At 65.9% G+C, this 25,275-nt stretch carries 25 protein-coding genes; 9 read left to right on the top strand and 16 right to left on the bottom strand.

Going from position 1 to position 25,275, the window contains the following annotated elements; translation table 11 throughout:
• Nucleotides 1-155: 155 nt before the first annotated feature.
• On the top strand, nt 156-1,658 hold the full coding sequence (gene guaB / locus ACQY46_RS18080; protein ID WP_428697393.1) for an IMP dehydrogenase: 1,503 nt from the start codon (nt 156-158) through the stop codon (nt 1,656-1,658).
• 97 nt (nt 1,659-1,755) lie between these two features.
• On the opposite strand, the gene ACQY46_RS18075 is transcribed toward guaB, so the two are convergent.
• Nucleotides 1,756-1,989: a hypothetical protein gene (locus ACQY46_RS18075; protein WP_428697392.1), complete on the bottom strand. Its 234-nt coding sequence runs from the start codon at nt 1,987-1,989 to the stop codon at nt 1,756-1,758.
• A gap of 381 nt (nt 1,990-2,370) precedes the next feature.
• Here ACQY46_RS18075 and ACQY46_RS18070 point away from each other — a divergent pair, with 381 nt between their 5' ends.
• Complete coding sequence (locus ACQY46_RS18070; protein WP_428697391.1) at nt 2,371-3,669, top strand: RsmB/NOP family class I SAM-dependent RNA methyltransferase; 1,299 nt, start codon at nt 2,371-2,373, stop codon at nt 3,667-3,669.
• A gap of 99 nt (nt 3,670-3,768) precedes the next feature.
• Here ACQY46_RS18070 and ACQY46_RS18065 read toward each other — a convergent pair whose 3' ends face one another.
• Nucleotides 3,769-5,013, bottom strand: coding sequence for a tetratricopeptide repeat protein (locus tag ACQY46_RS18065; protein ID WP_428697390.1), 1,245 nt, complete (start codon nt 5,011-5,013; stop codon nt 3,769-3,771).
• A gap of 250 nt (nt 5,014-5,263) precedes the next feature.
• Here ACQY46_RS18065 and guaA point away from each other — a divergent pair, with 250 nt between their 5' ends.
• Entirely contained in the window at nt 5,264-6,829 is a 1,566-nt protein-coding gene (gene guaA, locus ACQY46_RS18060) for a glutamine-hydrolyzing GMP synthase (protein ID WP_428697389.1), read from the top strand.
• A gap of 156 nt (nt 6,830-6,985) precedes the next feature.
• Here the strand turns inward: guaA and ACQY46_RS18055 are convergent, their stop codons facing one another.
• The 4 genes from ACQY46_RS18055 to ACQY46_RS18040 are packed head-to-tail and all read right to left on the bottom strand — an operon-like array spanning nt 6,986 to nt 8,918.
• On the bottom strand, nt 6,986-7,435 hold the full coding sequence (locus ACQY46_RS18055) for a nucleoside deaminase (RefSeq protein WP_428697388.1): 450 nt from the start codon (nt 7,433-7,435) through the stop codon (nt 6,986-6,988).
• 35 nt (nt 7,436-7,470) lie between these two features.
• Complete coding sequence (locus tag ACQY46_RS18050; RefSeq protein ID WP_428697387.1) at nt 7,471-7,845, bottom strand: DMT family transporter; 375 nt, start codon at nt 7,843-7,845, stop codon at nt 7,471-7,473.
• A gap of 54 nt (nt 7,846-7,899) precedes the next feature.
• Nucleotides 7,900-8,220 carry a DMT family transporter gene (locus tag ACQY46_RS18045; protein ID WP_428697386.1) on the bottom strand — a complete coding sequence of 107 codons (321 nt, stop codon included), beginning with the start codon at nt 8,218-8,220 and terminating at the stop codon, nt 7,900-7,902.
• A gap of 29 nt (nt 8,221-8,249) precedes the next feature.
• A complete protein-coding gene (locus ACQY46_RS18040) occupies nt 8,250-8,918 on the bottom strand; it encodes a DsbA family oxidoreductase (RefSeq protein WP_428697385.1) in 669 nt (222 codons plus the stop codon).
• Between the two features lie 113 nt (nt 8,919-9,031).
• Between ACQY46_RS18040 and ACQY46_RS18035 the strand changes: the two genes are divergently transcribed.
• Nucleotides 9,032-9,967 (top strand): LysR substrate-binding domain-containing protein, encoded by a 936-nt coding sequence (locus ACQY46_RS18035; RefSeq protein ID WP_428697384.1) that lies wholly within the window; start codon nt 9,032-9,034, stop codon nt 9,965-9,967.
• Here the strand turns inward: ACQY46_RS18035 and ACQY46_RS18030 are convergent.
• Nucleotides 9,960-10,601 carry a helix-turn-helix transcriptional regulator gene (locus ACQY46_RS18030; protein WP_428697383.1) on the bottom strand — a complete coding sequence of 214 codons (642 nt, stop codon included), beginning with the start codon at nt 10,599-10,601 and terminating at the stop codon, nt 9,960-9,962. The genes ACQY46_RS18035 and ACQY46_RS18030 overlap by 8 nt on opposite strands.
• Before the next feature lie 108 nt (nt 10,602-10,709).
• Here ACQY46_RS18030 and ACQY46_RS18025 point away from each other — a divergent pair, with 108 nt between their 5' ends.
• The 3 genes from ACQY46_RS18025 (at nt 10,710) to ACQY46_RS18015 (ending at nt 13,689) form a co-directional block, all read left to right on the top strand.
• On the top strand, nt 10,710-11,096 hold the full coding sequence (locus ACQY46_RS18025) for a RidA family protein (RefSeq protein ID WP_428697382.1): 387 nt from the start codon (nt 10,710-10,712) through the stop codon (nt 11,094-11,096).
• Nucleotides 11,097-11,100: 4 nt separating this feature from the next.
• On the top strand, nt 11,101-12,237 hold the full coding sequence (locus ACQY46_RS18020) for a threonine synthase (protein WP_428697381.1): 1,137 nt from the start codon (nt 11,101-11,103) through the stop codon (nt 12,235-12,237).
• A gap of 153 nt (nt 12,238-12,390) precedes the next feature.
• Nucleotides 12,391-13,689, top strand: coding sequence for a dicarboxylate/amino acid:cation symporter (locus ACQY46_RS18015; protein ID WP_428697380.1), 1,299 nt, complete (start codon nt 12,391-12,393; stop codon nt 13,687-13,689).
• A gap of 237 nt (nt 13,690-13,926) precedes the next feature.
• Here the strand turns inward: ACQY46_RS18015 and ACQY46_RS18010 are convergent, their stop codons facing one another.
• The 3 genes from ACQY46_RS18010 to ACQY46_RS18000 all read right to left on the bottom strand — a co-directional run bounded on the left by ACQY46_RS18010 (nt 13,927) and on the right by ACQY46_RS18000 (nt 16,976).
• The gene (locus ACQY46_RS18010) at nt 13,927-14,928 is read right to left on the bottom strand and encodes an NADP-dependent oxidoreductase (protein ID WP_428697379.1); all 1,002 of its coding nucleotides are present in this window, start codon (nt 14,926-14,928) and stop codon (nt 13,927-13,929) included.
• 109 nt (nt 14,929-15,037) lie between these two features.
• The gene (locus tag ACQY46_RS18005; RefSeq protein ID WP_428697378.1) at nt 15,038-16,132 is read right to left on the bottom strand and encodes an alkene reductase; all 1,095 of its coding nucleotides are present in this window, start codon (nt 16,130-16,132) and stop codon (nt 15,038-15,040) included.
• Between the two features lie 55 nt (nt 16,133-16,187).
• Nucleotides 16,188-16,976 carry an SDR family NAD(P)-dependent oxidoreductase gene (locus ACQY46_RS18000; protein WP_428697377.1) on the bottom strand — a complete coding sequence of 263 codons (789 nt, stop codon included), beginning with the start codon at nt 16,974-16,976 and terminating at the stop codon, nt 16,188-16,190.
• Nucleotides 16,977-17,084: 108 nt separating this feature from the next.
• Here ACQY46_RS18000 and ACQY46_RS17995 point away from each other — a divergent pair, with 108 nt between their 5' ends.
• Together ACQY46_RS17995 and ACQY46_RS17990 are read left to right on the top strand one after the other, a co-directional pair.
• Nucleotides 17,085-17,648 carry a TetR/AcrR family transcriptional regulator gene (locus ACQY46_RS17995; RefSeq protein ID WP_428697376.1) on the top strand — a complete coding sequence of 188 codons (564 nt, stop codon included), beginning with the start codon at nt 17,085-17,087 and terminating at the stop codon, nt 17,646-17,648.
• A 101-nt stretch (nt 17,649-17,749) separates the two neighbouring features.
• Entirely contained in the window at nt 17,750-18,199 is a 450-nt protein-coding gene (locus tag ACQY46_RS17990) for a translation initiation factor 2 (protein ID WP_428697375.1), read from the top strand.
• Between the two features lie 28 nt (nt 18,200-18,227).
• Here ACQY46_RS17990 and ACQY46_RS17985 read toward each other — a convergent pair whose 3' ends face one another.
• The 6 genes from ACQY46_RS17985 to ACQY46_RS17960 are packed head-to-tail and all read right to left on the bottom strand — an operon-like array spanning nt 18,228 to nt 25,273.
• Nucleotides 18,228-19,166: an NAD(P)H-dependent flavin oxidoreductase gene (locus ACQY46_RS17985; RefSeq protein WP_428697374.1), complete on the bottom strand. Its 939-nt coding sequence runs from the start codon at nt 19,164-19,166 to the stop codon at nt 18,228-18,230.
• Between the two features lie 37 nt (nt 19,167-19,203).
• Entirely contained in the window at nt 19,204-19,998 is a 795-nt protein-coding gene (locus tag ACQY46_RS17980; RefSeq protein WP_428697373.1) for an enoyl-CoA hydratase/isomerase family protein, read from the bottom strand.
• On the bottom strand, nt 19,995-21,377 hold the full coding sequence (locus ACQY46_RS17975; protein WP_428697372.1) for an enoyl-CoA hydratase-related protein: 1,383 nt from the start codon (nt 21,375-21,377) through the stop codon (nt 19,995-19,997). Before ACQY46_RS17975 ends, ACQY46_RS17980 begins: the two co-directional genes overlap by 4 nt.
• 10 nt (nt 21,378-21,387) lie before the next feature.
• Nucleotides 21,388-22,596 (bottom strand): acetyl-CoA C-acetyltransferase, encoded by a 1,209-nt coding sequence (locus ACQY46_RS17970; protein WP_428697371.1) that lies wholly within the window; start codon nt 22,594-22,596, stop codon nt 21,388-21,390.
• Between the two features lie 49 nt (nt 22,597-22,645).
• Nucleotides 22,646-24,451: an AMP-dependent synthetase/ligase gene (locus ACQY46_RS17965; RefSeq protein WP_428697370.1), complete on the bottom strand. Its 1,806-nt coding sequence runs from the start codon at nt 24,449-24,451 to the stop codon at nt 22,646-22,648.
• 12 nt (nt 24,452-24,463) lie between these two features.
• The gene (locus tag ACQY46_RS17960) at nt 24,464-25,273 is read right to left on the bottom strand and encodes an ABC transporter ATP-binding protein (protein WP_428697369.1); all 810 of its coding nucleotides are present in this window, start codon (nt 25,271-25,273) and stop codon (nt 24,464-24,466) included.
• Between the last annotated feature and the right edge of the window lie 2 nt (nt 25,274-25,275).

The raw sequence follows: 25,275 nt of genomic DNA, 5'->3' as shown, positions 1-25,275 counted from the left end.
CCGGCCGGAAATAGCTGCGGCGCATGGCGCGATGCCGCTTCCCTTCCTGTCATGCCCGTGTTAATGACCCGCGCCAACTTCTCCCATCCGCGACCGCCCGCCGGCCCCTCCTGGCCGGGTGACGGAGCGTCCTTTCCTGAAAGGGGAATTGGCCAATGCCCGCATTCTACGAGTCCATTCACGGTGCGGAAGCGCTGACCTTCGACGATGTCCTGCTGATGCCGGGCCATTCGGAGGTCCTGCCGGCCGAAACGGACCTGCGCACCCGGGTCACGCGCGGCCTGGAACTGAATTTCCCGATTCTCTCCAGTGCCATGGACACGGTGACCGAAGGCAAGCTGGCGATCGCCATGGCGCAGGCCGGCGGCATCGGCGTCATCCATCGCAACCTGACCATGGACCAGCAGGCCGAGCAGGTTCGCCAGGTGAAGAAGTTCGAATCCGGCATGGTCGTCAATCCGCTGGTGATCGGCCCGGACGCGACGCTGCAGGATGCGCTCGACCTGATGCAGCGCTTCGGCATTTCCGGTGTGCCGGTGGTCGAGAATGGCGGTTCCGGCGGCCAGCTTGTCGGCCGCCTCGTCGGTATCCTCACCAACCGCGACGTGCGCTTTGCCTCCGATCCGAGCCAGAGGGTCGCAGAGCTGATGACGCGCGATGGGCTGATCACCGTGCGCGATACGGTCAATCAGGCCGAAGCGAAGAAGCTGCTGCATGCCCATCGCATCGAGAAGCTGGTTGTCGTCGACGACCATCAGAACTGCATTGGCCTCATCACCGTGAAGGACATGGAGAAGGCTCAGCTCAATCCGAACGCCTCCAAGGACGACCAGGGCCGCTTGCGCGTTGCGGCGGCGACGACCGTCGGGCCGGAGGGCTTCGAGCGGGCCGAGCGCCTCATCGATGCCGGTGTCGACCTGCTTGTCGTCGATACCGCGCATGGCCATTCCGAGCGCGTGCTGGAGATGGTGCGCCGGGTGAAGACCCAGTCGAATTCGGTGCAGGTGCTGGCCGGCAATGTCGCCACGGCCGACGGTACGCGCGCGCTGATCGACGCGGGCGCCGATGCGGTCAAGGTGGGCATCGGACCGGGCTCGATCTGCACCACGCGGATTGTCGCCGGCGTCGGCGTGCCGCAACTCACCGCGATCATGGAAGCCTGTTCGGTCGCCGACAAGGACGGTGTGCCGATCGTCGCCGACGGCGGCATCAAGTATTCCGGCGATCTTGCCAAGGCGCTTGCCGGCGGGGCGTCGGCGGCGATGATCGGCTCGCTTCTGGCCGGCACGGACGAAAGCCCGGGCGAGGTCTATCTGCACCAGGGCCGGTCCTACAAGTCCTACCGGGGCATGGGTTCGGTCGGGGCGATGGCGCGCGGTTCCGCCGACCGCTATTTCCAGGCCGAGGTGCGCGACGCGTTGAAGCTGGTGCCGGAGGGCATCGAGGGGCAGGTGCCCTACAAGGGGCCGCTTGCCAGCGTGCTGCACCAGCTCGGCGGCGGCCTGCGTGCCGCGATGGGCTATGTCGGGGCCCGCTCGATCACCGATTTCCAGGATAAGGCGCGGTTTGTGAGGATTTCGGGCGCGGCGCTGCGCGAGAGCCATGCCCATGACGTAACGATCACCCGGGAAAGCCCGAACTACCCTTCGAACGTGTGAACCGGGGCTCCGGCGAGGTGCTTCGTGGAGGCCACGCGGCAGGGCCGGCGAGAGCCGGCCTTGCGTTTTCAGGAAAAGGCCGCCGCCCGTGTGCCCTTCACTCGGCGGCGGGTGCGGTCGCAGGCTCCGGCATGCGCCGCCTTCCGCCCCTGCGATTGCCCTTCTGCTCTTGTGTCATCTCCAGCAGGCGGTGCGCGCAGGCGACCAGAATTTCCGGCGATTCCCCTCCCAGATCTTGCGCGGCATACGCGAAATAGGCTTTCCAGGCCTCGATTTCCTTTGCCGGGTCCATGGTTGTAGCTGCTTGCGTGTGATTTCCGTTTTTCTGCATGACATCCACCTCCAGTCCTTAAGATGAAACGCCGCTCAACGTTATGGAAGCGTTATTCTTCATCTAGGGAAAGACACGTATTGGTTGAGTATAAGTTGTATGCTGTAAATATTACTGACTAAGATCTACTTTTAGTTGACTTGGCCTGCAATCAATACGCGAGGACACCTGACGTAATTGACATTGGGCATTTCCGACCGGGCGTTGGCAAGCGGCGACGGATCGGATAAAGCAGCCGGAGACAGGCTCTTCCGCAGGCGCGGTATTCGCCCGCCTGCCACCAGTGCGCGAACCCGTGACCAGTCCGGCTGCCTCATCGAGTGCTGGACGGTTCGGGGGGTGGGCGATCCCTGCGGGCATGAACATTCGGGGACAGGGAATATGAAGGACGGAGGCCGGCTGGCCGCTGCGATCGAGATTCTGGGCGAGGTGGAAAGCGCCCGCCGTCCGGTGCAGGACGCGCTTCGGGACTGGGGGCGGGGGCATCGTTTCGCCGGGTCCGGCGATCGCCTTGTCATCGCCAACCTGGTGTTCGACGCGCTGCGCCGGCGCCTGTCGCTTGCCGCGCTGATGGCGGAGGACAGTCCGCGCGCGCTTGTGATGGCCACCTATGTGCGGATCTGGGGGCTCGGCCTCGACGGGCTTGCCGCAGCCCTTGACGGCGACCGCTTCGCGCCGCCGCCGCCCAGCGAGGAGGAGGCCGCCAGGCTCTCCGCGGCGGAGCCGGTCGACATGGTCCCGCAGGTGGCGGCCGACATTCCCGACTGGCTCTGGCCGCAATTCGAGGCGGCCTTCGGCGCGGACAGCGTTGCCGAGGGACAGGCGCTCGCCGCGCGCGCGCCGATCGACCTGCGTGTCAACCTGCTGAAGGGCGACCGCGAGCGGATGTTGCGCAAGCTGTCCCACCTGACGCTGCACGAGACGGCGGTGTCGCCGGTGGGGCTGCGCATCGAGCCGCCGCAAGGCAAGGACCGGGCGCCGCACGTGCAGGCGGAAGAGGGCTTCCGCAAGGGCTGGTTCGAACTGCAGGACGAAGCAAGCCAGGTCGCTGCCCTGGTCGCTGCCTCGGTCGAACCGACGCAGGTGCTGGACTATTGCGCCGGCGGAGGGGGCAAGACCCTGGCGCTCGCCGGCGCGATGGGCAATCGGGGGCAGATCTACGCCCATGACGCCAGCAAGCTGCGGCTCGCGCCGATCTTCGAGCGGCTCCAGCGCGCCGGTGCCCGCAACATCCAGGTGCGCGACCCGGAGACGACGGGGCTCGACGATCTCGAGGGACGCATGGACCTCGTCTTCGTCGATGTGCCCTGTTCGGGCACAGGCGTATGGCGCAGGCGCCCGGATTCCAAGTGGCGCATCACGCCCAACGCACTTGCCGCGCGCACCCGCGAGCAGCGCGAGGTGCTGGATGCCGCGAGCCGTTACGTACGGCCCGGCGGTCATCTCCTCTACGCCACCTGTTCGCTCCTGCCTTGCGAGAATGCCGACCAGGTCGGTGCCTTCCTCGAAACGCATGAGACGTTCGAGGTGGTGCCGCTGGAGCCGCGCTGGGGCGCGCTGTTCGGGGAAAGTGCCCCGCGTCCGCGTTTCGATGCGGCCGGCCTTGCCACGCTCAGCCCCGCGCGGACCGCGACCGACGGGTTCTTCATCGCGCTCCTGAGGCGGCGCGAGGACGGTTAATCCCGTCCATTGCGCCTCTCGCATCCTGCCGGAGCAAGGGTCTGGCAGGATGCCGTCCGCCATCGCACGACACGTCTCCCGGCCCTGGAGAGCGCTGCCTCAAAAACCCGGAAAGAGCGGCATGGAGGGAGTTCCCTCCTGCCCGTCGCCCTCGTCTTGTGCAGCTTCTCCGTCCGGAGCCTGCGGCAGGGGGCTGTCGGGAGAACCCTCCAGCGCCCGGGTCTCTTGGTCCGCCCCGGTCTGGGAAGCAGCATCCGCGGAGATCCCGTCCTGCGCCCTGCCGGAGGCCAGCAGCCTCTCGGCGCGTTCCGATGCCTGGCTGGCGATCGTGTCCGCCTGATCGCGCGCCTGCTGTTCCAGGTGCGGGATAAGCATGTCGAGGTCGCGCCACACGCTCACCGTCACCTTGTCGCGACTGCCGGCTGCCATCAGCACGCTGCGGGCCTGCAGGCCGGCGCCGGCCGCCGCCAATGCGGTTCCAAGGGCATTGCCCGCCGCCCTGTTCTCGCCATCCAGTTCCCAGGCGGCGCGCGCATGCGACAGGGCGCCGGCAAGGTCGCCCGACTTGCGGCAGGCATGGCTCAGGTGGATGCTGTGAACGGCATTGCCCGGCTCGCTTTCCTGCGCGGCGGCGAAGGCCTCGATCGCCTCCGGCCAATGCTCGGCGGCGAGGTGGATCGTCCCGGCAAGCGCTAGGATGGTTGCATCCGCGGGTGCGCGGGCGGCGGCGCGCCGGACGGCCTCGCGGGCCTCGTCCAGGCGGCCCTGGCGATAGAGAATGTCGGCCAGGCCCTTCAGCGCCGGCACATAGCCCGCGTCCAGCCGCAGCGCGTGGCGGTATTGCGCGATGGCGCCGGCGACATTGCCGAGCGGACCTTGTGCGTCCGCATCGAGCGTCAGCGCGGCGGCGCTTTCCGGCATCGCCTTGAGCAGCCGCCTGGCATGGGGCGCGGCCTCGGCATGGCGTGCAAGGCGATTGAGGATGGTGGCCAGTCCGAAGAGTGCGTTGCGGTTGTCCGGGTCTTCCTCCAGTACCTGCTGGAAGGTCTCGCCGGCCTGTTCGTCGCGCCCCATCAGCAGGAAGGCGTTGCCAAGATTGGCGCGCGCGGCGCGATGTTCGGGCTGCGAGAAGACGACCTGGCGCAACAGCGTCACGGCTTCCTCCAGATCGCCCTTGCGCATCAATGCGGTGCCGGCCCGGTAGCGCGCCTCGAGATCGTCCGGATCGCGGGCGACCAGCGTCCGGTAGATGTCGAGCGCCCCGGCAAAATCGCCGGCAGCCTCGCGGGTCGCTGCTGCGAGCAGGGCGTCGGAGGCTTCGGGCGGCGAGAGGAATGACGCCATGGATCTGCTGGCTCCTGAGCCGCTCTGGCGCCTGAGATCAGGGATGCGCGGGCGATTCTTCGTCCGTGCCGACTCAGGCTGCCTCTTGAAAAAAAGCGTAGGGTGCTTCGTCCTTGCGGTCAAAGTCCCGGCGCGATCCCTGCAGCTTATCCGCAGTCGTCCGGCGAGATTGCGGCACGCAGGCGGATATCCCGCGCTGGGCAAGCAGATTCCTGTTCAAAACCCGGGCTGCTTTGGGTATTAGCTGCCCATGACCGACCAGCTCCTCATCATCGATTTCGGCTCGCAGGTAACCCAGCTCATCGCGCGGCGCCTGCGCGAGCTGAACGTCTATTGCGAGATCCACCCCTTCCAGAACGTCACCGACGCGTTCCTGACCGAGTTCAGGCCGAAGGCGGTGATCTTTTCCGGCGGACCCGACAGCGTCACCCGCAAGGGCTCCCCGCGCCCCCCGGCCTCCGTCTATGAACTCGGCGTGCCGATCCTGGGCATCTGCTACGGCCAGCAGGTGATGATGCAGGACCTGGGCGGCAAGGTCGACGGCGGCAAGATTTCCGGCGGCGGCGGCACGGCGGAGTTCGGCCGTGCCTACGTGACTCCCTCGGAGAGCCGCATCCCGATCCTGGACGGCTGGTTCGAAAGCGGCCGCGAGCAGGTCTGGATGAGCCACGGCGACCATGTCAGCCGGCTTGCGCCTGGCTTCGAGGTGCTCGGCACTTCGCCCAACGCGCCCTTTGCAATCACCGCAGACCTGTCGCGCAATTTCTACGCGGTGCAGTTTCACCCCGAAGTGCATCACACGCCGAACGGCCGCAAGCTTTACGAGAATTTCGTCAGGCTGGCCGGCTTCACCGGCGACTGGACGATGGGCGCCTATCGCGAGGAGGCGATCCGCAAGATCCGCGAGCAGGTCGGCGACAAGAAGGTCATCTGCGGCCTGTCCGGCGGCGTCGACAGCTCGGTTGCCGCCGTCCTCATTCACGAGGCGATCGGCGACCAGCTTACCTGCGTCTTCGTCGATCACGGTCTACTGCGTCTCAACGAGGCGGACGAGGTCGTCACCATGTTCCGCGACCACTACAACATCCGCCTGATCCATGCCGACGAACAGGATCTGTTCCTCGGCGCGCTGGAAGGGATCTCCGACCCTGAGGTCAAGCGCAAGACCATCGGCCGGCTGTTCATCGACGTCTTCCAGAAGCACGCCAACACGATCGAGGGGGCCGAGTTCCTCGCGCAAGGCACGCTCTATCCCGACGTGATCGAGAGCGTCTCCTTCTCCGGCGGCCCGTCGGTGACGATCAAGAGCCATCACAATGTCGGGGGACTGCCGGAAAAGATGGGGCTGAAGCTGGTCGAGCCCTTGCGCGAGCTGTTCAAGGACGAGGTGAGGGCGCTCGGGCGCGAGCTCGGCCTGCCGGCAAGCTTCATCGGCCGCCATCCGTTCCCCGGGCCGGGTCTTGCCATCCGCTGCCCGGGCGAGATCACCCGCGCCAAGCTCGACATCCTGCGCAAGGCGGATGCGGTCTATATCGACCAGATCCGCCGGCACGGGCTCTATGACGAGATCTGGCAGGCATTCGTCGCCATCCTTCCGGTGCGCACCGTCGGCGTGATGGGCGACGGGCGCACCTATGACTATGCCTGCGCGCTCAGGGCGGTGACCTCGGTCGACGGCATGACGGCGGACTACTACCCCTTCACCCACGAGTTCCTCGGCGAGACCGCGACGCGGATCATCAACGAGGTCGAGGGCATCAACCGGGTGACCTACGACATCACCTCCAAGCCCCCGGGAACAATCGAGTGGGAATGATTCAGGCCCATCCGCACCGATAACCGTTCCTGACCAACGTTGAACGTGCGCCGGAGGCTTGGCCCGGCATCCTCGCCGCGCCGCGCCGCGGGCTTCCGGCTTCCGCCAGTTTCGGACGTTCGGTTGTGACGCGGTTCTTGCAAGGCGAAGAAGCTTCTAGCGCGCGCCCGGTCTTGAACGGAAAGACTGGAATGGTTCCAGGCGTTTCCGGACCGGGAGCTTTTCGACCGCAGGCGCCTTCCAGTGCAGCGGATCGTCGGCGAAGAGCCGGTATGTGCTGCGGTAGTCGAAACCGTGTTCGGCGGCCTCATTGCGATCCGCGGCGAAGAACACGTGCGCGATTCCGGCAAAGCGCGCACTCATGTAGCACATTGCGCAGGGCTCTCCCGATGCCAGCAGCGTCGCGCCGGAGAGACTGGATGTGCCGTATGTGCGGCAGGCGTCCCGTATCGCCTCGACTTCGGCATGCGCGGTCGGGTCGTGGTGCTCCCGGACGCGGTTGACGCCGCGTCCGAGAATGTTGCCGTTGCGATCAACCACGAGGGCGGTGAACGGAATGCCGCCGTGGTGAACATGGTCCGTGGAAAAGGCCACGGTCTCTTCCATGAGCCTCTGGTAGCGGGATCCAGATCCGGCGCACATCAGTGCTGCTCCTGAAGCTTCGCGCTGTCGGCAAGCTTGAGCCAGACGACGCCGCCGATGATGACTGCAAGCCAGACTGCCTGCGCGAGGGTGAGCTGCTCGCCGAGAAGCACGCTGCCGAATGCAGCCGCGCCGACGGAACCGATGCCTGCCCATACCGCGTAGCCGATGCCCACATCGATGGTGCGCAAGGCAACGCTGAGGAAGTAAAGCGTCAGCAGGAAGAAGACGATGGCTGCAACCGACCAGCTGAGGACGGTGAAGGCCTCGCTGCCGCCAACGCTGAGCGCGTATCCGATCTCGAAAGCTCCGGCGAGGAGCAGGCTTATCCATGCGCGCGTGCTGCTTGCATTGTCCTGATTTGTCTTCGTCATGTCGAAAATCCTTGAAACTGATGGAAAGCGGGGAGGTGCCTGGCGGGGGTCTGGTTATGCCGCGCCGCTGAGGCGCAGGCCGACGACGCCGCCGACAACAAGGAGAATGCCGAGGGTCTTCTTCCAGTTGAGCGTTTGGCCGAAGAACGCGACGCCCAGAACGACAATTCCGACGCCGGCCGCAGAGGTCCAGATGGCGTAGCCCACGCCGACATCGAAGGTGAGAAGGGCAAGGCTCAGGAAGAACGTCGCGACAGCCCCGCTGACGAGGGTCGCGGCGGTCCATCCGACATGGGTGAACCCCTTCGCCTTGCCGGCGCTGATTGCAACCGCGATCTCCAGGATCACGGCAATTCCGAGATAGAGCCAGCTCATCGTATTTTCCTTTCGTGGTTATCGTGTCGTCAGGCGGTTGCCTGATGTGCTGATTGGTTTGTTTCGAGGTCTTCGATGGCCCGCCGCAATTCATCCAGCGGCGGTGTTCCGCGGAAAATCCGCTCGCCGACGACGATCGTCGGGACCGAGGTAATCGCCATGTCCTCGCGGGCGTGGCGCAGGGCTTCGCGGTGGCGCGCCGCATAGGCGCCACTGTCCAGCGCCGCACGGGCCTCTTGCGCATCGAGACCGGCCTCGACCGCAAGCTTGATCAGAACTTCGGGGTCGCCGATGTCGCTGCCGTCCTGGAAGAAGGCGCGCAGCACCCGCATGGAGTAGGGGTGGTCGAGGCCCTTGTCCTGCGCCATGGCCAGAAGCTCGAACGCCTTCGCCGTGCGGGGCTGGGGCGAGATCGACGGCAACCGGATGCGCACGCCCAGCTGTTCTGCGCGCGGGTAGACAGCGTTTTTCCAGATCGCCGGCAGATAGCCGTCTTCCACGCGCAAGGTCGGGACCGGTTCGGGGCGCAGTTCAAAAGCGCGCCAGTTTACGGAGATGTCCCTGTCGCCGATCGCCTCCGACAGGACGCTTTCCGCCAACAGGCAGAACGGGCAGACATAGTCGGAGTAGACGGTTACTTGGGGCTTCTGCGCAGTCTCCGCCTGGGCGTCTGCAGCAACTTCCGGCAACGTCGTCATGTGTTTCCTCGCTGGTGGATGACTGTTGCCATTGGAGATATCAGCCGTGGAAAAGCCTGGCCAAAGCGGATATCTCAGGCGCACGATGAATCAGATTCATCATGACGGCGTGATTGACCCAGGAGATCGTGACCTTGCGAAAGCTTCCGCCACTTCACGGACTGCGGGCCTTCGAAGCCGCCGCGCGGCATCTGCATTTCACGCGCGCGGCCGAGGAGTTGCACCTCACGCCCACCGCCATCAGCCATCAGGTGAGGCAATTGGAGGAAATCCTGGGCGTGGAGCTGTTTCGGCGCTACCCGCGTCCGGTGAGACTTTCGCCCGCGGGCGAGAAGCTGTTTCCGGTGCTCAGGGATTCCCTCGATCGCATTGCCGCCGCCATCGGGCAGCTGTCCGATGGTCAGGACGGACCGCTGCGTCTGTCCGTGACCATGGCCTTTGCCAGCAGATGGCTGATGCCCCGGCTTCCGCACCTGCGCGAGCAGACAGGGCTCAGCCTGGAAATCGAGGCGAATGACGATGTGGCGGATCTGCACGCCTCGGGCATCGACATGGCGATCCGCTATGCCGAGCGGCCCGGTGCGGACGCCGAGTGGAACCGGCTGTTTCCCGACCGCATCATACCGGTCTGTGCGCCCGGCCTGCTGTCAGGCCGGGAGCCGCTTTCACCGGATGAGATCCTCGCATTGCCGTTGCTGCATTATCGCTGGCGGTCCGGGTCAGCCAATGCGCCGAACTGGGAGCGATGGCAGGCCCGCGCGCAGGCGGATTCGGGCCGGCCGCACATCACCCAGACGTTTTCCGAAGAAGTTCACGCGCTTGACGCGGCCATGGCCGGCCAGGGGGCTGTCCTTGCCTCCGAGCTGCTCGTCAGCGATCAATTGAACGCAGGCACGCTCGTCCCGCTTTCAGACGTCTCGCTGCCCGGCCCGACATACTGGGCGGTGTTCCTGACCAGCCACCCGGCGAAGGAGCGCTTGCGGCTGTTGCTCGACTGGTTCCGGGAGCAATCTGTTCTATTTGAGTTTAGCCGCAATTCTTCTACTTGATGTAGTAGTAAATACTGCTGCGCGATGCGCCGAGTGCCTTCGCGACCTCATCGATCGAGCCTTTCAGCGACATCATTCCCAAGTCTTGCAGGTGGGCCATCAGGTCGCGCTTCTCGGACGTGTTGAGCGACCTGGGATCCTTGTTTCGTGCAAGCGCGAAGTCGCGAACGCATTTGATGATGTCATCGGATCGCGGTGCCTGGATACGTTCAGAGACGCCCTCAATATCGCGGATTTCAGTCAATCTTCCAATGTAATCGGCCATTCCATTCAGGTACGACACGTCGACATTCAAGCAAAGCGCCGCGACATAGGCGCCTTTGCTGTCTTTCAATCCAATTGACGTGCTCTTCACGATCCGGCCGTCGGACAGCGTATTCGCATAGTTGACCAGCTTGTCCGGAAAATTCGAGTCGGAGATGCGAGCAAGTCCCAACTCGGTCGCCGGATCGCCAACAGATCTGCCCGAAATATTGTTCTCGATCTTGACGATCGCATGCGACGGATTGGTGAGGTCGTGCAGCACCACTTCACAGATCGGGGCGAAGGTTTCCGCTAGGGCATCGGCGATCTTGGACGCCTCGCGAAGAAGGAGATCGTGCTCGGAGTTTTTTGACATTTCGTCCGCTTTCAACATTTTGTCATTGACATAAGATCAGTTTTTGACATTTTGTCCAAAGGGTCAATAGGGACACGGCCGCGAGGAGCGGATATTCCCGAGCGGCACAAGGAAAGTGAGCGAATGGCGATCGATCTAATTGAAACTCCCGAAGCGGCGCTCCCGCTCGGGCACTATTCCCAGGCCGTCGCGCATCAAGGCACGCTGTACCTTTCGGGTATCCTGCCGGTGGCGATTGACGGCGATCGCTTCGCCGTTCGGCCGTTTGACGAACAGGCCGATCTCGTCCTCGCTCACGCGGGGGCGATCCTCGCGAAAGCCGGGGCGACGGTTGCCGACATCGTCAAGGTCTCGATCTACGTGACAGACATTTCCAACTGGGCAGGCTTCGATGCCCGCTATGCCCGGTTCGTCGGCGACCACAAGCCGGCACGCGCCGTGATCCCGGTTCCCGCACTCCATCATGGCTTCGACATCGAACTCGAGCTGATCGCCGCCGTCAAAGGATAGAACCATGCTCCGCTCAACAGCCCCCGCCTTCGTCGATCCGCGCAATGGCGCCCGTCTGCCCATCGATACGCTCGCCTGGCGGTCTGACGAGGGGAACCCACTCATGATGACCGATCTCCGGGGGATCAATCGCGCCGACATTCGTACCGGGGTTCGCACGATTTGGCGCTATGCCGCCGCGCTTCCGACCCGGATCGCGGAGCCGGTGTCGCTGGGCGAGGGAATGACGCCACTCGTCAACGCAGACATCGATGGCATCTCGTGCCGATTGAAGCTCGAATGGTTCGCACCGACAGGCTCCTTCAAGGATCGGGGCGCTTCGGTTCTCATCTCCCATCTGCGTTCCCTTGGCATCACGTCGGTGGTGGAGGACAGTTCCGGTAACGGGGGAGCGGCCATTGCCGCTTATGGCGCGGCCGCCGGCATGGCGGTGGGCATCTTCGTGCCGCACTACACGCAGCCGGCCAAGATCGCCCAGCTTCGCGCATACGGGGCCCGGGTGACGCTCGTGCCCGGTACGCGCCAGGACACGGAAACGGCCGCGATCCAGGAGGCTGAACGCACTTACTATGCCAGCCACAACTGGCACCCGATGTTCCTGCAGGGCACCAAGACACTTGGCTACGAGATCTGGGAGGATCTCGGTTTCCGCGCGCCCGACAACATCGTCATTCCGGCGGCGGCCGGCAGCAATGTGCTTGGCTGCCACATTGCCTTTCGTGAACTCCTTGCCGCCGGCGAGATCGCGAAGATGCCCCGGATATTCGTCACTCAACCCGAGAATTGCTGTCCGGTCCATCACGCCCTCCATCCGGAAATCCTGGGGGGCCGAGCGCCTGAATATTCGTCGACAGTTGCCGAGGGGACGGCAATTCGCAATCCGATCCGGCTTGCGGAAATGGTTGCCGCAATTCGCGGAACCGGAGGCGACAGCACCGCCGTAGCGGAGGCCGATATCGTCGCCACGGCCAAGCGCCTCGCCGCAAAGGGGTTCTACACGGAGCCGACCTCGGCCCACGCGGTCGCGGGGCTGCGACAGTTCGTTGAAGCGGGTCGGATCGGGCGCGGCGAGGAGACGGTTGTGATCCTGACCGGCTCCGGGCTCAAGGCGACGCAATTCTACGCTGATCAGTTCGGCTGACCGCAGCCGCTTTTTTTGCCTGGTACATCGACAGGTTCCCGGGAACGCTCCGCCGCAATGGCGAGGCGAGGGCCTGCTTGTGCCGAAAATCGCCGGCTGCAGGGGAGTGCGGCCGGCATTGCTTGCAGTGAATGCCATCAAGGGAGGAACCAAATGGCAACGCAATCAAGACACGCGCGCCCGTTCTCGATCTGGACACGCATGCTTCTGTGGAAGCAAATCGCCGTGGCGCTCGTTCTCGGACTGGCGCTCGGCGTGGCGCTCAACCTGACTGGAAACGTCGCCGTCGCCGGTACGATCAAGCTCGTGGGTGACGCGTTCATCGCGGCAATCAAGATGCTCGTCGTGCCGCTGGTCTTCGTCTCGCTTGTGTGCGGGATGACCTCGGTCGCCGAGATCGGGCGCATGGGCCGCATCGGCGTCAAGACGCTCGCCTTCTATCTCGGTACAACGGCTTTCGCCGTCACGATCGGGCTGCTGCTCGGGATATTGCTTGAACCCGGCGCCGGTGTTGCCCTGGTTGCCGACGGTGCGGTGGACGCCAAAGCCGCCCCGCCGTTCGGCAAGCTTCTTGTCGGCATCATCCCCGCCAACCCCATCTCTGCAGCCGCGGACGGCAACGTCCTGCAGATCATCTTTTTTGCGATCATCTTTGGTCTTGCGATCAACCTCGCCGGTGCGGTGGCGCAGCCGATCCGCGGCTTCTTCGAGGCCCTCAACGCGGTCATCATGAAGCTTGCCGAAATCGTCATCGCCTTCGCGCCCTATGGCGTCTTCGCGCTGATGACCTGGGTCGCGGGCACCTACGGGTTCGAGATGCTCCTGCCGCTCGGGCTGATCATTCTGGCTGTTTACCTCGGCTGTCTCATTCACGCCGTGGTCGTCTACGGATCGATCGTGGCATTCATGGCCAGGCTCAACCCCGTGCGTTTCTTTCAAGGGGTCATCGAGCCCGCGATCGTCTCGTTCACGAGTACGTCCAGCGCCGGCACCCTGCCGGTGACGATGGCGGCCGCGACGCGAAACCTTGGCGTGAAGAATTCGGTGGCGAGCTTTACCCTGCCGCTCGGCGCCACCATCAACATGGATGGCACGGCGCTGTATCAGGGCGTCACCGCCGTGTTCGTCGCGCAGGCCTTCGGCGTGACGTTGTCAGGCGCCGATTACGCGACGATTGTCGCTGCCGCGACACTCGCGTCGATCGGTACGGCGGGCGTTCCCGGTGGCGGTCTCATCATGCTTTCAATGGTGCTCGCATCGGTGGGATTGCCGTTGGAAGGCGTGGCGATCATCGCAGGCATAGACCGCATTCTCGACATGGCCCGAACCACGCTCAATGTGGTGGGAGACTGCGCCTGTACCGTGCTTGTCGCCAGGTCCGAGGGAGAGGTCGATCTCGACGCCTTCAACACGCCGCATGTCATGGCGGCGCCGAAACTCGGAACCGGCTGAGGGCGTCGAGGCTGAACCGGGCCGATTGGCTGAATGCATTCTTCTCGTGCCAGACGGCAGGTCGCTCCGCGTCGCCGGGGCGGCCTGCCCGTCTGAATCCGAGGCGGCTGGCAGCCAAGCTCCTTCCCGCGGTGACGTTTAACCTGAGCCCCTGAATTTCCTCCGGATTTTGGTGGAGCCCGTCGAGTGCGGAGACGAACGGATGAAGCGCTTCCGACACGCTGTCGACCGGGGGATCTACTTCAGCTTGACGACGACCTTGCCCCTTGAGCGTCCCGTCTCGACATAGGCCATGGCTTCGTTGGTCGCGTCGAACGGGAAGCTCCGGTCCATCACCGGGCGAATGATCCCGGCTTCGATCAGAGACGTGATCTGACGCAATTGCCCGCCGTTCGCGCGCATGAACAGGAACGAGTAGGCGACGCCCCGGCCTGCGGCCTTCGTTCGGATACCGAAGCTCAGGACGCGCATGACCTGTCGGAGGAACCAGTTCAGGCCTTGTTCCCTTGCGAAGGCGGGGTCCGGCGGACCGGAGATCGAGATCAGCTTGCCGCCGGGCTTCAGCACGTTCAGGGATTTTCGCAACGTGTCGCCCCCGAGACTGTTCAGCACGACGTCGTAGCCGGACAGAACCTTCTCGAAGTCCTCGCTCTTGTAGTCGATGACGACATCGGCGCCGAGACTTGTGACCAGTTCGACATTCGCCGTGCTTGTCGTCGTCGCCACCGTTGCGCCGAGATGCTTGGCGAGCTGGATGGCGAATGTCCCCACGCCGCCGGAGCCCGCGTGGATGAGGATCTTCTGTCCGTTCTGCAGGTCGGCCCGCTCGACCAATGCCTGCCAGGCTGTCAGCCCGACCAGGGGGATCGAGGCCGCTTCCTCCATGCTCAGGTTCTTCGGCTTCAGCGCCAGGTCGGCCTCATTGACGGATATCAGTTCCGCAAACGTCCCGACGCGGCCGTCGCGCGGCCGGGCATAGACCTCGTCGCCCGGTTTGAACTGGTGCACCCTCGATCCGGCGCGGACAACGGTTCCGGCCATGTCATGCCCCAGGATGAAGGGCGGGCGATAGGGCAGGAGGCGCTTGAACGCTCCGTCGCGGAGTTTCGTGTCCAGGGGGTTGAGTCCGGCCGCATGGATCTCCACCAGAACGTCGTCGTCGTCCAAGGCCGGCACGGGCATGTCGCCGGGACGCAGGGCTGCGTTCTTCTTGTACGCGTCGAGGATGAAGGCCTTCATGAGGGTCGGTTCTCCGGTTTTCCGCCAATGCCGGTCTTGCGCCGGAACACTGCCGCGAATGATGAGGAACAAAAGGGCCGGGCCGCGCCCGTGCGCGGCCCGGAAGAGGTCAGGGCCGGCCTTCGCCCGCCATGACGGGATAGTCGGTGTAGCCCCCGGCGCCGCCGCCATAGAGCGTTGCCGGGTCGAACTCGGCAAGCGGCGCACCGGTTTCCAGCCTCTCCACAAGGTCGGGATTGGCGACAAAGGGCCGACCGAAGGCGAACAGGTCGGCCTTGTCCTCGGCCAGTCGCGAGGTCGCAAGATCCAGATCATAGCCGTTGTTGGCGATATAGGCGTTCTTGAAGCGCCGGCGCAGGGATCCGAAGTCGAACGAGGCGGCGTCGCGCGGCCCGCCCGTGGCGCCCTCGACGACATGAATGTAGACGATGCCAAGCGCGTCGAGCCGGTCGACGATGTGATCGAACTGTGCCTGCGGATCGCTGCTTGAGACACCGTTCGCGGGCGATACGGGCGATATCCGGATGCCGGTACGCCCGGCGCCGATCTCTTTCACGACCGCGGCTGCAACCTCCAGCATCAGACGCGCGCGGTTCTCGACCGAGCCGCCGTAGTCGTCCGTGCGGATGTTGGCGTCGTCCCGGGCAAACTGATCGAGCAGATAGCCGTTGGCGCCGTGGATCTCGACGCCGTCGAAACCGGCGGCGATGGCGTTTGCGGCCGCTTGCCGGAAGTCGTCCACGATGCCGGGCAGTTCATCGCGTTCGAGTGCTCGCGGCTGCGAGACGTCGACGAAGCCGTTGTTGACGAATGTCCGGGTGTCGGCCCGGATCGCCGAGGGAGCAACCGGTGCGGCCCCGTCCTGCTGGAGGTCGACATGGCTGACGCGGCCGACATGCCAGAGCTGCAGGAAAATGCGCCCGCCCTTGTCGTGGACGGCCTTGGTGACCTTTCGCCAACCGTCGACCTGCTCCTGGGTGTAGATGCCCGGCGTGTCCTGGTAGCCCTGTCCCTGCCGCGAGATCTGCGTTGCCTCGGAAATGATCAGCCCGGCCGAGGCGCGCTGGCCATAATACTCCGCGGCGAGATCTCCGGGAACGAAGCCCGGGCCGGCGCGGTTGCGTGTCAGGGGCGCCATCACGATCCGATTGGCGAGGGTCAGCGAGCCGAGAGTGTAGGGCTCAAACAATGCGTTGCTGGTCATAAGTCACCTTGTGTGTCACCGCTGCAGGCAGTGCCTCGTTGATGTTTGCCGATGATCAGGCGGGGGTGCGATACCGCTCGGCGGGATGCCCGTTTCCATAGTTGGGAATCATGGCCTGGCGCGCCGCTTGAAGTGCGTCCCACTGACCGGAATCGGGAAGCGGGGGGATGGTCACCGGCTCGCGGCGGTCGAAACCGACCAGCGCCGCGTCGACCAGATCGCCGACCTCCATCACGTTGGACAGCGTGTTGACGTCGGCACCGGCGCGTTCCCAGATTTCGGTTCGCGTCGTGGCGGGCAGCACGGCCTGGACATAGACGCCCTTCGGCTCGAGTTCGAGGCTGAGCCCCTGCGACAGGAACAGGACGAAGGCCTTGGTTGCGCCGTAAACGGTCATGCCGAACTCCGGGACCAGGGCGACCACGGAACCGATGTTGATGATCGCTCCCTCGCCCGCCTCTGCAAGGCGCGGGGCAATGGCGCTGGCAAGCCGCAGAAGGGCGGTCGTGTTGAGCGCCACCAGCCGCGCAACATCGTCGGTGCTCTGCTCGATGAAGCTTCCGCCGATGGCGGTTCCGGCATTGTTGACCAGGATACCGATGCGCGTGTCGTCGCGTAGCCTCGCTTCCGTCGCCGCAAGCTCGGCGGGCTGCGTGAGGTCGGCCTGGATGATGTCGATCGCAACGCCGGTCTCCCGGCGCAGGTGCGCCGACAGCGCTTCCATTCGGGTCGTGTCGCGGGCAACCAGCACGAGGTCGTGGCCCCGGCGGGCAAAGCGCTCGGCGTAGGCGGCTCCGATGCCGGTGGAGGCGCCGGTGATGAGGACTGAGGGAATTGCGGCCATGGATTGCTCTCTTTCGGGGTATAGCCTATATTCATGATGATCATCATGATTGATGCTAAATATGATGAATATCATGTAAATGTCAATGGGACCGGCGGGGAATAGAAAATGAAGGTCAGTCGAGAGCAGATGGCGGAGAACCGTCAGCGGATCCTGGAGGAGGCGGGCCGGCTGTTTCGCGACAAGGGGTTCGACGCGGTCAGTGTCGCCGAGGTGATGAAGGCCGCCGGGCTCACCCATGGCGGCTTCTATGGTCATTTCAGTTCTAAGGACGACCTGATTGCGCAGACCCTTGACCATGTCCTGGCCGGCGGTTCAGGCGGGAATGGCGATATCTGCGGGTATGTTGATGCCTATCTTTCGCCGCGCCACCGCGACAATGCCGCCGGGGGGTGCCCTAATGCGGCCCTTGCCGCGGCCATTCGCCATCAGGGCCCGGCGGCACGCCTGGCCATGACGGACGGTCTTCGCTCGCAGATCGGGCGCGTCGAGGAGGCGCTACCGGCGATGGATCCGGGCGACAGACGCCGGGCGGCAATCGGAAGCTGGGCGGCGATGGTGGGAGCGGTGATGCTCGCCCGTGCGGTCGACGATCCCGCCCTTTCCGACGAGATTCTGGAGCAGACGGGCGCCTGGATCGATGCCGGGATCAACGGGAAGCCTGCCACGTAGTCGCAGCGCTGCGGCCGCCGGCTTCGTCACAAACCATGTCGACATTTCCGTCGACTTGACGTGCCCGGCATGGTGCATTGCCGTCCTTATTGGGGGGGACAATGAAATCAGTTGTTTGTGTGATTGCCTGCGCGATCCTCGTCACGGGTTGCGCGTCCATTGCCCGCGGCACCTCGGAAGAGGTCGTCATCAACGCCGAGCCGGCCGATGCCCGGATCACCACCACGCTCGGCCATTCCTGCAAGACCTCGCCCTGCACGGTGAAGGTGAGCCGCAAGAAGACCTTCACGGTCCACGCCGCGAAGGAGGGCTACAAGCCCGGGCAGGTCTTCGTCGACACGAAGATGAGCGGCAAGGGGGCCGCCGGGCTTGCCGGCAATCTCCTCGTCGGCGGGGTGATCGGCGTCGGGGTCGACGCGGTGTCGGGGGCGACCCTCGACCACGACCCCAACCCGGTCACTATCCGGCTGGTGCCGGTCGAGGATCCGGGCGAGAGCACCAATATCGGCAAGCCGCCTGCCGCGCAGGCCGAACCCGCCCCGACCTCGTAGCGGGACGGCATTGCCGCCGCCCGGCGCCTCAGGCGTAAGGGTCGGCGGCAATGCCGGCGCAGGCGGCGCGATATTCCGCCGTGAGCCGGTCGCACAACTCGGCCGCTTTCGGCAGGTCGGTGATCGTGCCGGTGCCCTGGCCGGCGGACCAGATGTTCTTCCACACCTTTGCCTCGCTGCCCATATCGAGCGATCCCGCGTGCTGCAGGTTGTCCGGGTCGAGGCCGGCGCGCTCGATGCTCGGGCGCAGGAAGTTGGCGTTCACGCCGCTGATCGCCGGGGTGTAGAGGATGTCGGCAGCGCTCGCATCCAGGATCATCTGCTTGTAGTCGTCGACGATCATGGCTTCCCTCGTCGCCAGGAAGCGGGTGCCGAGATAGGCGAGGTCCGCACCCATCGCCCGGGCGGCGACGACCTGGGCGCCGGTGTTGATGGCGCCCGCCAGAATGATGGCGCCGTCGTAGAAGGCGCGGATCTCGGACACGAGGGCGAAGGGGCTCATCGTGCCGGCATGGCCGCCGGCCCCGGCGCAGACCGCGATGATGCCGTCGACACCGGCCTCGGCCGCCTTTTTCGCGTGACGCGGGTTGATGATGTCATGGAACACCAGCCCGCCATAGGAGTGCACGGCGGAGACGACGTCCGGATTGGCTCCGAGCGAGGTGATGACGAGCGGCACCTTGCGCGCAACGGTCACCTCCAGATCGGCTTCGAGCCGCGCATTGCTGCGGTGGACGATCAGGTTGACCCCGTAGGGCGCGGCATCGGGATGTGCGGCGAGGCGCTCCTCGATCTCCGTAAGCCAGTCGCCATAGCCCTCGCTCGTGCGCTGGTTGAGGGCGGGGAAGGTGCCGATCACGCCGGAGCGGCAGGTCTCGACGACGAGATCCGGCCCGGAGGCGAGGAACATCGGCGAGGCGATCGCCGGCAGTTTCAGTCGGCCCTCGAGTGCTGTCGGCAGGGTCATGCAACGTCTCCTGTACCCGTCTCTGCGTGCGATCCGTTCATTCGCCGCGGAACTGCGGTTGGCGCTTGTCCAGGAAGGCCGCAACGCCCTCGCGGAAGTCGCCGGTTTCGGTCATGCGGATGAAAGAGGCGCGTTCCGCCTCCAGATGGGCGGCGAACGGGTGGTCGAACGCGGCGTCGACAAGCTTGCGATAGGCACCGTAGGCGCGTGTCGGTCCGCTGGCGATGCGCCGCGCCATGGTCTCGGCATGGGCGTCAAGCTCGTCGGGGCCGACCACCGCGTTGACGATGCCGGCCGCTTTTGCCTCGTCCGCCGACAGCGTCTGGCCGAGCAGCATCAGTTCCATCGCCTTTGCCCGTCCGACCTTGCGCGGCAGGGCGAAGGTGGCGCCGCAATCGGGCGTGGTGCCGATGCGGTCATAGGCGATGACGAAGCGGGCATCCGTTTCCGCGACCGCAAGGTCTGCGCCCAGCACCAGGCTGAAGCCGGCGCCGGCGGCAACGCCGCGCACGGCGGCGATCACCGGGGCAGGGGCCTCGCGCAGCGCCACCAGCGCGGGATGCAGTGCATCGAGCAACTCGTGCACGACCTCGGCGGCGCGGTCGGGATCGGAGCCGAAGGCGGCGACGTCGCCGCCGGCGACGAAAGCACGTCCGGCGCCGCGCAGCACGATGCAGCGCACGTCCTTGCGCGCCGTCACCTCGCGCACCGCCTTGAGGAAGGCGCGCGCCGTCGGCACGTCGAGGGCGTTCAGAACCTTCGGCCGGTTGATCGTTATCGTCGCGACGCCGCTCGTGGCATCGATATCGGCAAGCACCAGCTCGTCGCTCATGCGGCTGCCTCCTTGTTCGGGTGGAACCGTCCGCCGTCGCGGGCCATGGCGGCAAGACCGACGGGGATCTCCAGCCCGTCGGCGCGGCAGGCGGCGGCGAAGGCGGCAGCGCCGGCCGTGTCGATCATCGTCAGCGGCCCGCCGGTCCAGACCGGAAAGCCGGCCGCGTCGATGGCGTGGACATCCGCCTCGGCCGCCGAGGCGACATCGCCGCGCTCAAGTGCCGCTGCCGCCGCAAGGGCTGCAGCGCGCAGCAGCCGCAGGCCGGCCGGGCGCAGGCCCGTGCGGTCGCTTTCGACCGCTGCTCCGTCCCCGTTCGGCAGTCGCGGTGGGGTGGCCAGCCCGACGACGCGGGCCGCGTTGCGGATGAAGGCCGGGCTCGTGCCCTGCGCCATCATCCGCAGCGCCTCCGCGTCAAGCGCGTTGCGGCAGGCGAGGGCGAGAGGCCCGTCTGGATCCGCTTTGGCGCGGCCCTCGCGGGCGAGCGCCTGGCGGGCAAAGAACTGCGTGCCGATCATCGCCTGTGCCACTTCGCCATGCACCAGATGGCCGAAATACTGCCGCTCGACCTTGAGCGCCTTGTCGATGGGGAGCCGCAACCCCTCGTAGACGCAGGAAAGGATCGCCTCCAGTGCGGGGTAGTTTCTCTGGCCGGTGGCGCGAACCCTTGCATTGGCAAGGAGGAAGACGTTCGAAGCGGCTTCGGAGGCGACGGCCGGGCCGGGCGGGGCGAAGCCCTTGCGGTCCCAGGGCGCATCCGGCGGGACACGGCCTTCCGCGATCGCCCGCCTGGCGGCCGCGACGAGGTCCTCCGGCTCGGCCAGTTCGTCGAGGATGCCGAGTGCGAGCGCCTCGTCGGCGGAAAGGCGTTGCCCTTCCAGCAGCAGCGGGAGGGCTGCCTCGATGCCGATGACGCGGGGCAGGCGCTGGGTGCCGCCGGCGCCCGGCAGGATGCCGAGCGTCACCTCGGGCAGGCCGAAGACGGCTTTCCCGTTGCGTGCCGCGATGCGGTAGTGGCAGGCGAGCATCAGTTTCAGCCCGCCGCCGAGCGCGGTGCCGCTTGCCACTGCTACGACCGGCTTGCCGCATGTCTCGATCGCCCGGAACGCGTCCGTCATGGCGCGGATGCGTTCGGATGCGCTCGCCGGCGAGGTGCCAGGGCCGCTCATGCCGTTCATGATGGCAAGGTCCGCGCCGGCGATGAAGCTCGCCTTGCCCGACGAGATGATGATGCCGGCCACCTGCGGGTCGGCCGCCAGCCGGGTGATTTCGGTGCGCAAGGCGTCGGTGAAGGCCCAGTCGATGACATTCATCGAGCGGCCGGGCATGTCGATGGTCACCAGCGCGATGCCGTCCTTGTCGATTGCGCTCGTCAGCATGGGCACCTCCTCAGATCCGTTCGATGATGGTGGCAACGCCCATGCCGGCGCCGACGCACAGGGTGACGAGGGCGGTCTGCTTGCCGGTACGCTCCAGTTCGTCCAGCGCGGTGCCGAGGATCATCGCGCCGGTGGCGCCGAGCGGATGGCCCATGGCGATCGCCCCGCCGTTGACGTTGACCGTCTCCGGGTCGAGGTCGAGCGCCTCGATGAAGCGCATGGCGACGGCGGCGAAGGCCTCGTTGATCTCGAAGAGGTCGATGTCGGCCACCGTCATGCCGGCGCGTTTCAGCGCCTTTTCGGCGGCGAAGGACGGCGCGGTCAGCATGATGGTCGGCTCCGAGCCGATTTCGGCGAAGGCGCGGATGCGGCCGCGCGGGGTCAGTCCGGCGCGCTTGCCGGCCTCGCGCGTGCCCAGCAGGACGGCGGCGGCGCCGTCGACGATGCCGGAGGAGTTGCCGGCGTGATGAACATGGCGGATCGCGTCGAAATCCGGATAGCGCTCCAGCGCGATCGCGTCGAAGCCTGCCTTTTCGCCGAGCGCGACGAAGGACGGCTTCAGCCGGGCCAGATCGTCCGTCGTCGAGTTGCCGCGAATGGTCTCGTCGCGGGCGAGCAGCACCTCGCCGACCCGGTCGTGAACGGGAACCACGCTGGCCGTGAAGCGGCCTTCCGACCAGGCGCGGGCCGCGCGGCGATGGCTCTCCACCGCATAGGCGTCCACATCCTCGCGCGAGTAGCCCCATTTGGTCGCGATCAGGTCGGCGGAGATGCCTTGCGGCACGAAGGAGGTGGCGGCCGCCACTTGAGGATCGGCGCCCCAGGCGCCGCCATCGGACAGGATCGGGACGCGCGACATGGATTCCACCCCGCCGGCGACCATCATGCCGGCCTGCCCGGCCATCACCTTGGCCGCCGCCATGTTGCAGGCCTCCAGGCCGGATGCACAGAAGCGGTTGACCTGCACGCCGGCGGTCTCCTGCGAGTAACCGGCGGCGATGGCGGCCACCCTCGGCAGGCACTGGCCCTGCTCGCCGACGGGCATGACGATGCCCATCACCACGTCGTCGACAAGGGCCGTGTCGAGCGTGTTGCGCTCGCGCACAGCCTCGAGCACCGTGGTGGCGAGACGGATCGGCGTTACCTCGTGCAGGGCGCCGTCCGGCTTGCCACGGCCGCGCGGCGTGCGCAGGTGGTCGTAGATCAGGGCGTCGGGCATGGCTTTTGCGGGGCTCCGTTCGAAAAGGGGAGGGCCTGCCTGACGCGTGTCAGCCGGCTGCGTAGAGGCCGGCGATCTCGCCGGCATATTTGGTCTGGATGCTGGAGCGGCGCACCTTCATCGTCGCCGTCACCTCGTCGTCGTCGTGGTCCAGCTCCTTGGTCAGCAGGTGGAAGCGGCGGATGTGGGAAACCTGGGCGAGCTGGCCGTTGGCGGCCCGGATCTCGCTGTCGACCAGTTCACGCACCGCCGGGTTCTCGGCGAGGCTGCGGAAATTGGTGTAGGACAGGTTCTCCTCCTCCGCCCATTTGGCGACGGTCTCGAAGTCGATCTGGATCAGCGCGGAGACGTATTTGCGCCCCTCGCCGATGACGATGCATTCCTTGATATAGGGGCTGCCCTTGACGGTGTTCTCGATCTCCGAGGGGCTGAGGTTCTTGCCGCCGGCGGTGATCATGATGTCCTTCAGCCGGTCGACGATACGGAACTCGTCGCCCTCGGTCTCGACCACGTCGCCGGTATGCAGCCAGCCGTCGCGCAGGGAAGACGCCGTCGCGGCGTCGTTCTTGTAATAGCCGACGAAGACCGTATCGCCCCTGATCTGCAACTCGCCGTGCTCGCCCATGCGCGCCTCGACGCCCTTGACCGCCGGGCCGACGGAGCCGGGCACGAGCCGGTCGAGGGTCTGGCCGAGCGCCACGCCACTCGATTCCGTCATGCCGTAGACCTCGACCAGCGGCACGCCGATGGTGCGGAAGAAATGCACGATCTTCGGCGAGATCGGTGCTGCGCCGGTCATGGCGATGCGGGCGCGGCGCAGGCCGATATAGTTCTGCAGGGCGCGGAAGACGAGAAGGTAGCAGAGCGCGAAGGTCAACCGCTCGCCGATGCTGCGCGCGGCCTTCGGCTTCTCGGCGAAGGGCTCGCAGGCGCGATAGGCCCGCTCGTAGAGGGCCCGGCGGTAACCGCCCGCCTCCAGCATGCGGATATGGATCGAGGAATGCAGCTTCTCCCAGATCCGCGGCACGCCGAGGAAGGAGGAGGGGGCGACCTCGCGCAGGTCGTCCTGCACGGTGCGAATGGATTCGCCGAAGCAGATCCGCGCGCCGAGATAGACCGGCGCCATCACCGTCACCATCTGCTCGGCGACATGGCACAGCGGCAGGTAGGAAAGATGCACGGTGTCGGCGTCGAGGCCGATGCGATCGGCGACCGCGATCGCCTGGGCGCGCAGGTTGCGATAGGAGAGCATCGCGCCCTTGGGCTTGCCGGTCGAACCCGAGGTGTAGATCATCAGCGCCACGTCATCGAGCGTGCGCGCGGCAAGGCTTTCCCCGGCCAGGCCGGGACGGGCGGCGCGATGGGCCCGCCCCATCTCCTCCATCGCGGCAAAGGAAATGACGAAGTCGCCGGAATATCCGCGCAGGCCCTTGGTCTCGATCACGACCACCCGGCGCAGCTTCGGCAGCTGGTCGCGCATCTCGATCACCTTGTCGAGTTGCTCCTGGTCCTCGCAGACGATGATCTCGCTGTCGGAATGCTCCAGCACATAGCCGACCTCGTTCGCCGGGCTGGTCGGATAGACGCCGATGGTGACGCCGCCAACGATGCCGGCGCCGAGCTGGGCGAGCACCCATTCGACACGGTTTTCCGACAGCACCGCCACGTGCCCCCTGTCGCCGAGGCCAAGGGCGAGCAGCCCGTGGCCGACGTCGCAGGCGCGCTCGTGATACTGGCACCAGGTGAGCGGGTTCCAGATGCCGAAATCCTTCTGCAGCACCGCGACCCGGTCCGGCATCTTCTCGGCATGGACGCGCAGCATCTGCGGCAGGGTGAGTTCGGGGAAGTCGGCCATGGTCGTCTCGCCTCAGGACAGCCAGCGCTTGCGGCGCTTGTAATGCTTGATGTCGCGGTAGCTCTTGGTGCCCTCGCCGCCGCTGGCGCCGAGGTAGAACTCGCGCACGTCGTCGTCCTTCACCAGCCGCTCGCTCGGCCCGTCGAGGACGATCTTGCCGGTCTCCATGATGTAGCCGTAATGGGAGACGGCGAAGGCGACGGCCGCGTTCTGTTCGACCAGGAGCATCGATACGCCGAGATCGCGGTTGATCGAGGCGATGATGGTGAATATCTCCTCGACCAGCACAGGGGAGAGGCCGAGCGAGGGCTCGTCCAGCAGGATCAGCGAAGGCTGGGCGATCAGCGCCCGACCGATCGCCAGCATCTGCTGCTCGCCGCCCGAGAGATAGCCGGCCCGTCCCTGGCGCCGCTCGAACAGGCGCGGGAAGTACTGGTAGACGAGGTCGAAGGAGGTCGGCTTCAGCCCGCGCCCGGACAGCGCGAAGGTCGCCGCCGTCAGGTTTTCCTCGACCGTCAGGTCCTCGAAGATGCGGCGCCCCTCCATCACGTGGAAGAGGCCGCGCCGCACCAGCGCGTGCGGCGCCAGGCGGGAAATGTCATCGCCGTCGAAGCGGATCGCGCCGGCGGTGACGGCGCCGTTCTCCAGCGCGAGCAGGTTCGACACCGCCTTCAGCGTCGTCGACTTGCCGGCGCCGTTGGAGCCGAGCAGGGTGACGATCTTGCCCCGCTCGACGCTCAGCGACAGGCCGCGGAGCACCTGCACCGTCTTGTTGTAGACGACCTCGATGTTGTTGATGTCGAGGAGGATGTCCGCGGCCATCT

Source organism: Stappia sp. (genome assembly GCF_965276915.1).
GTDB lineage: Bacteria > Pseudomonadota > Alphaproteobacteria > Rhizobiales > Stappiaceae > Stappia.
Note: the sequence above shows the minus strand (reverse complement) of the source record. Positions and strands in the feature narration are given on the sequence as shown.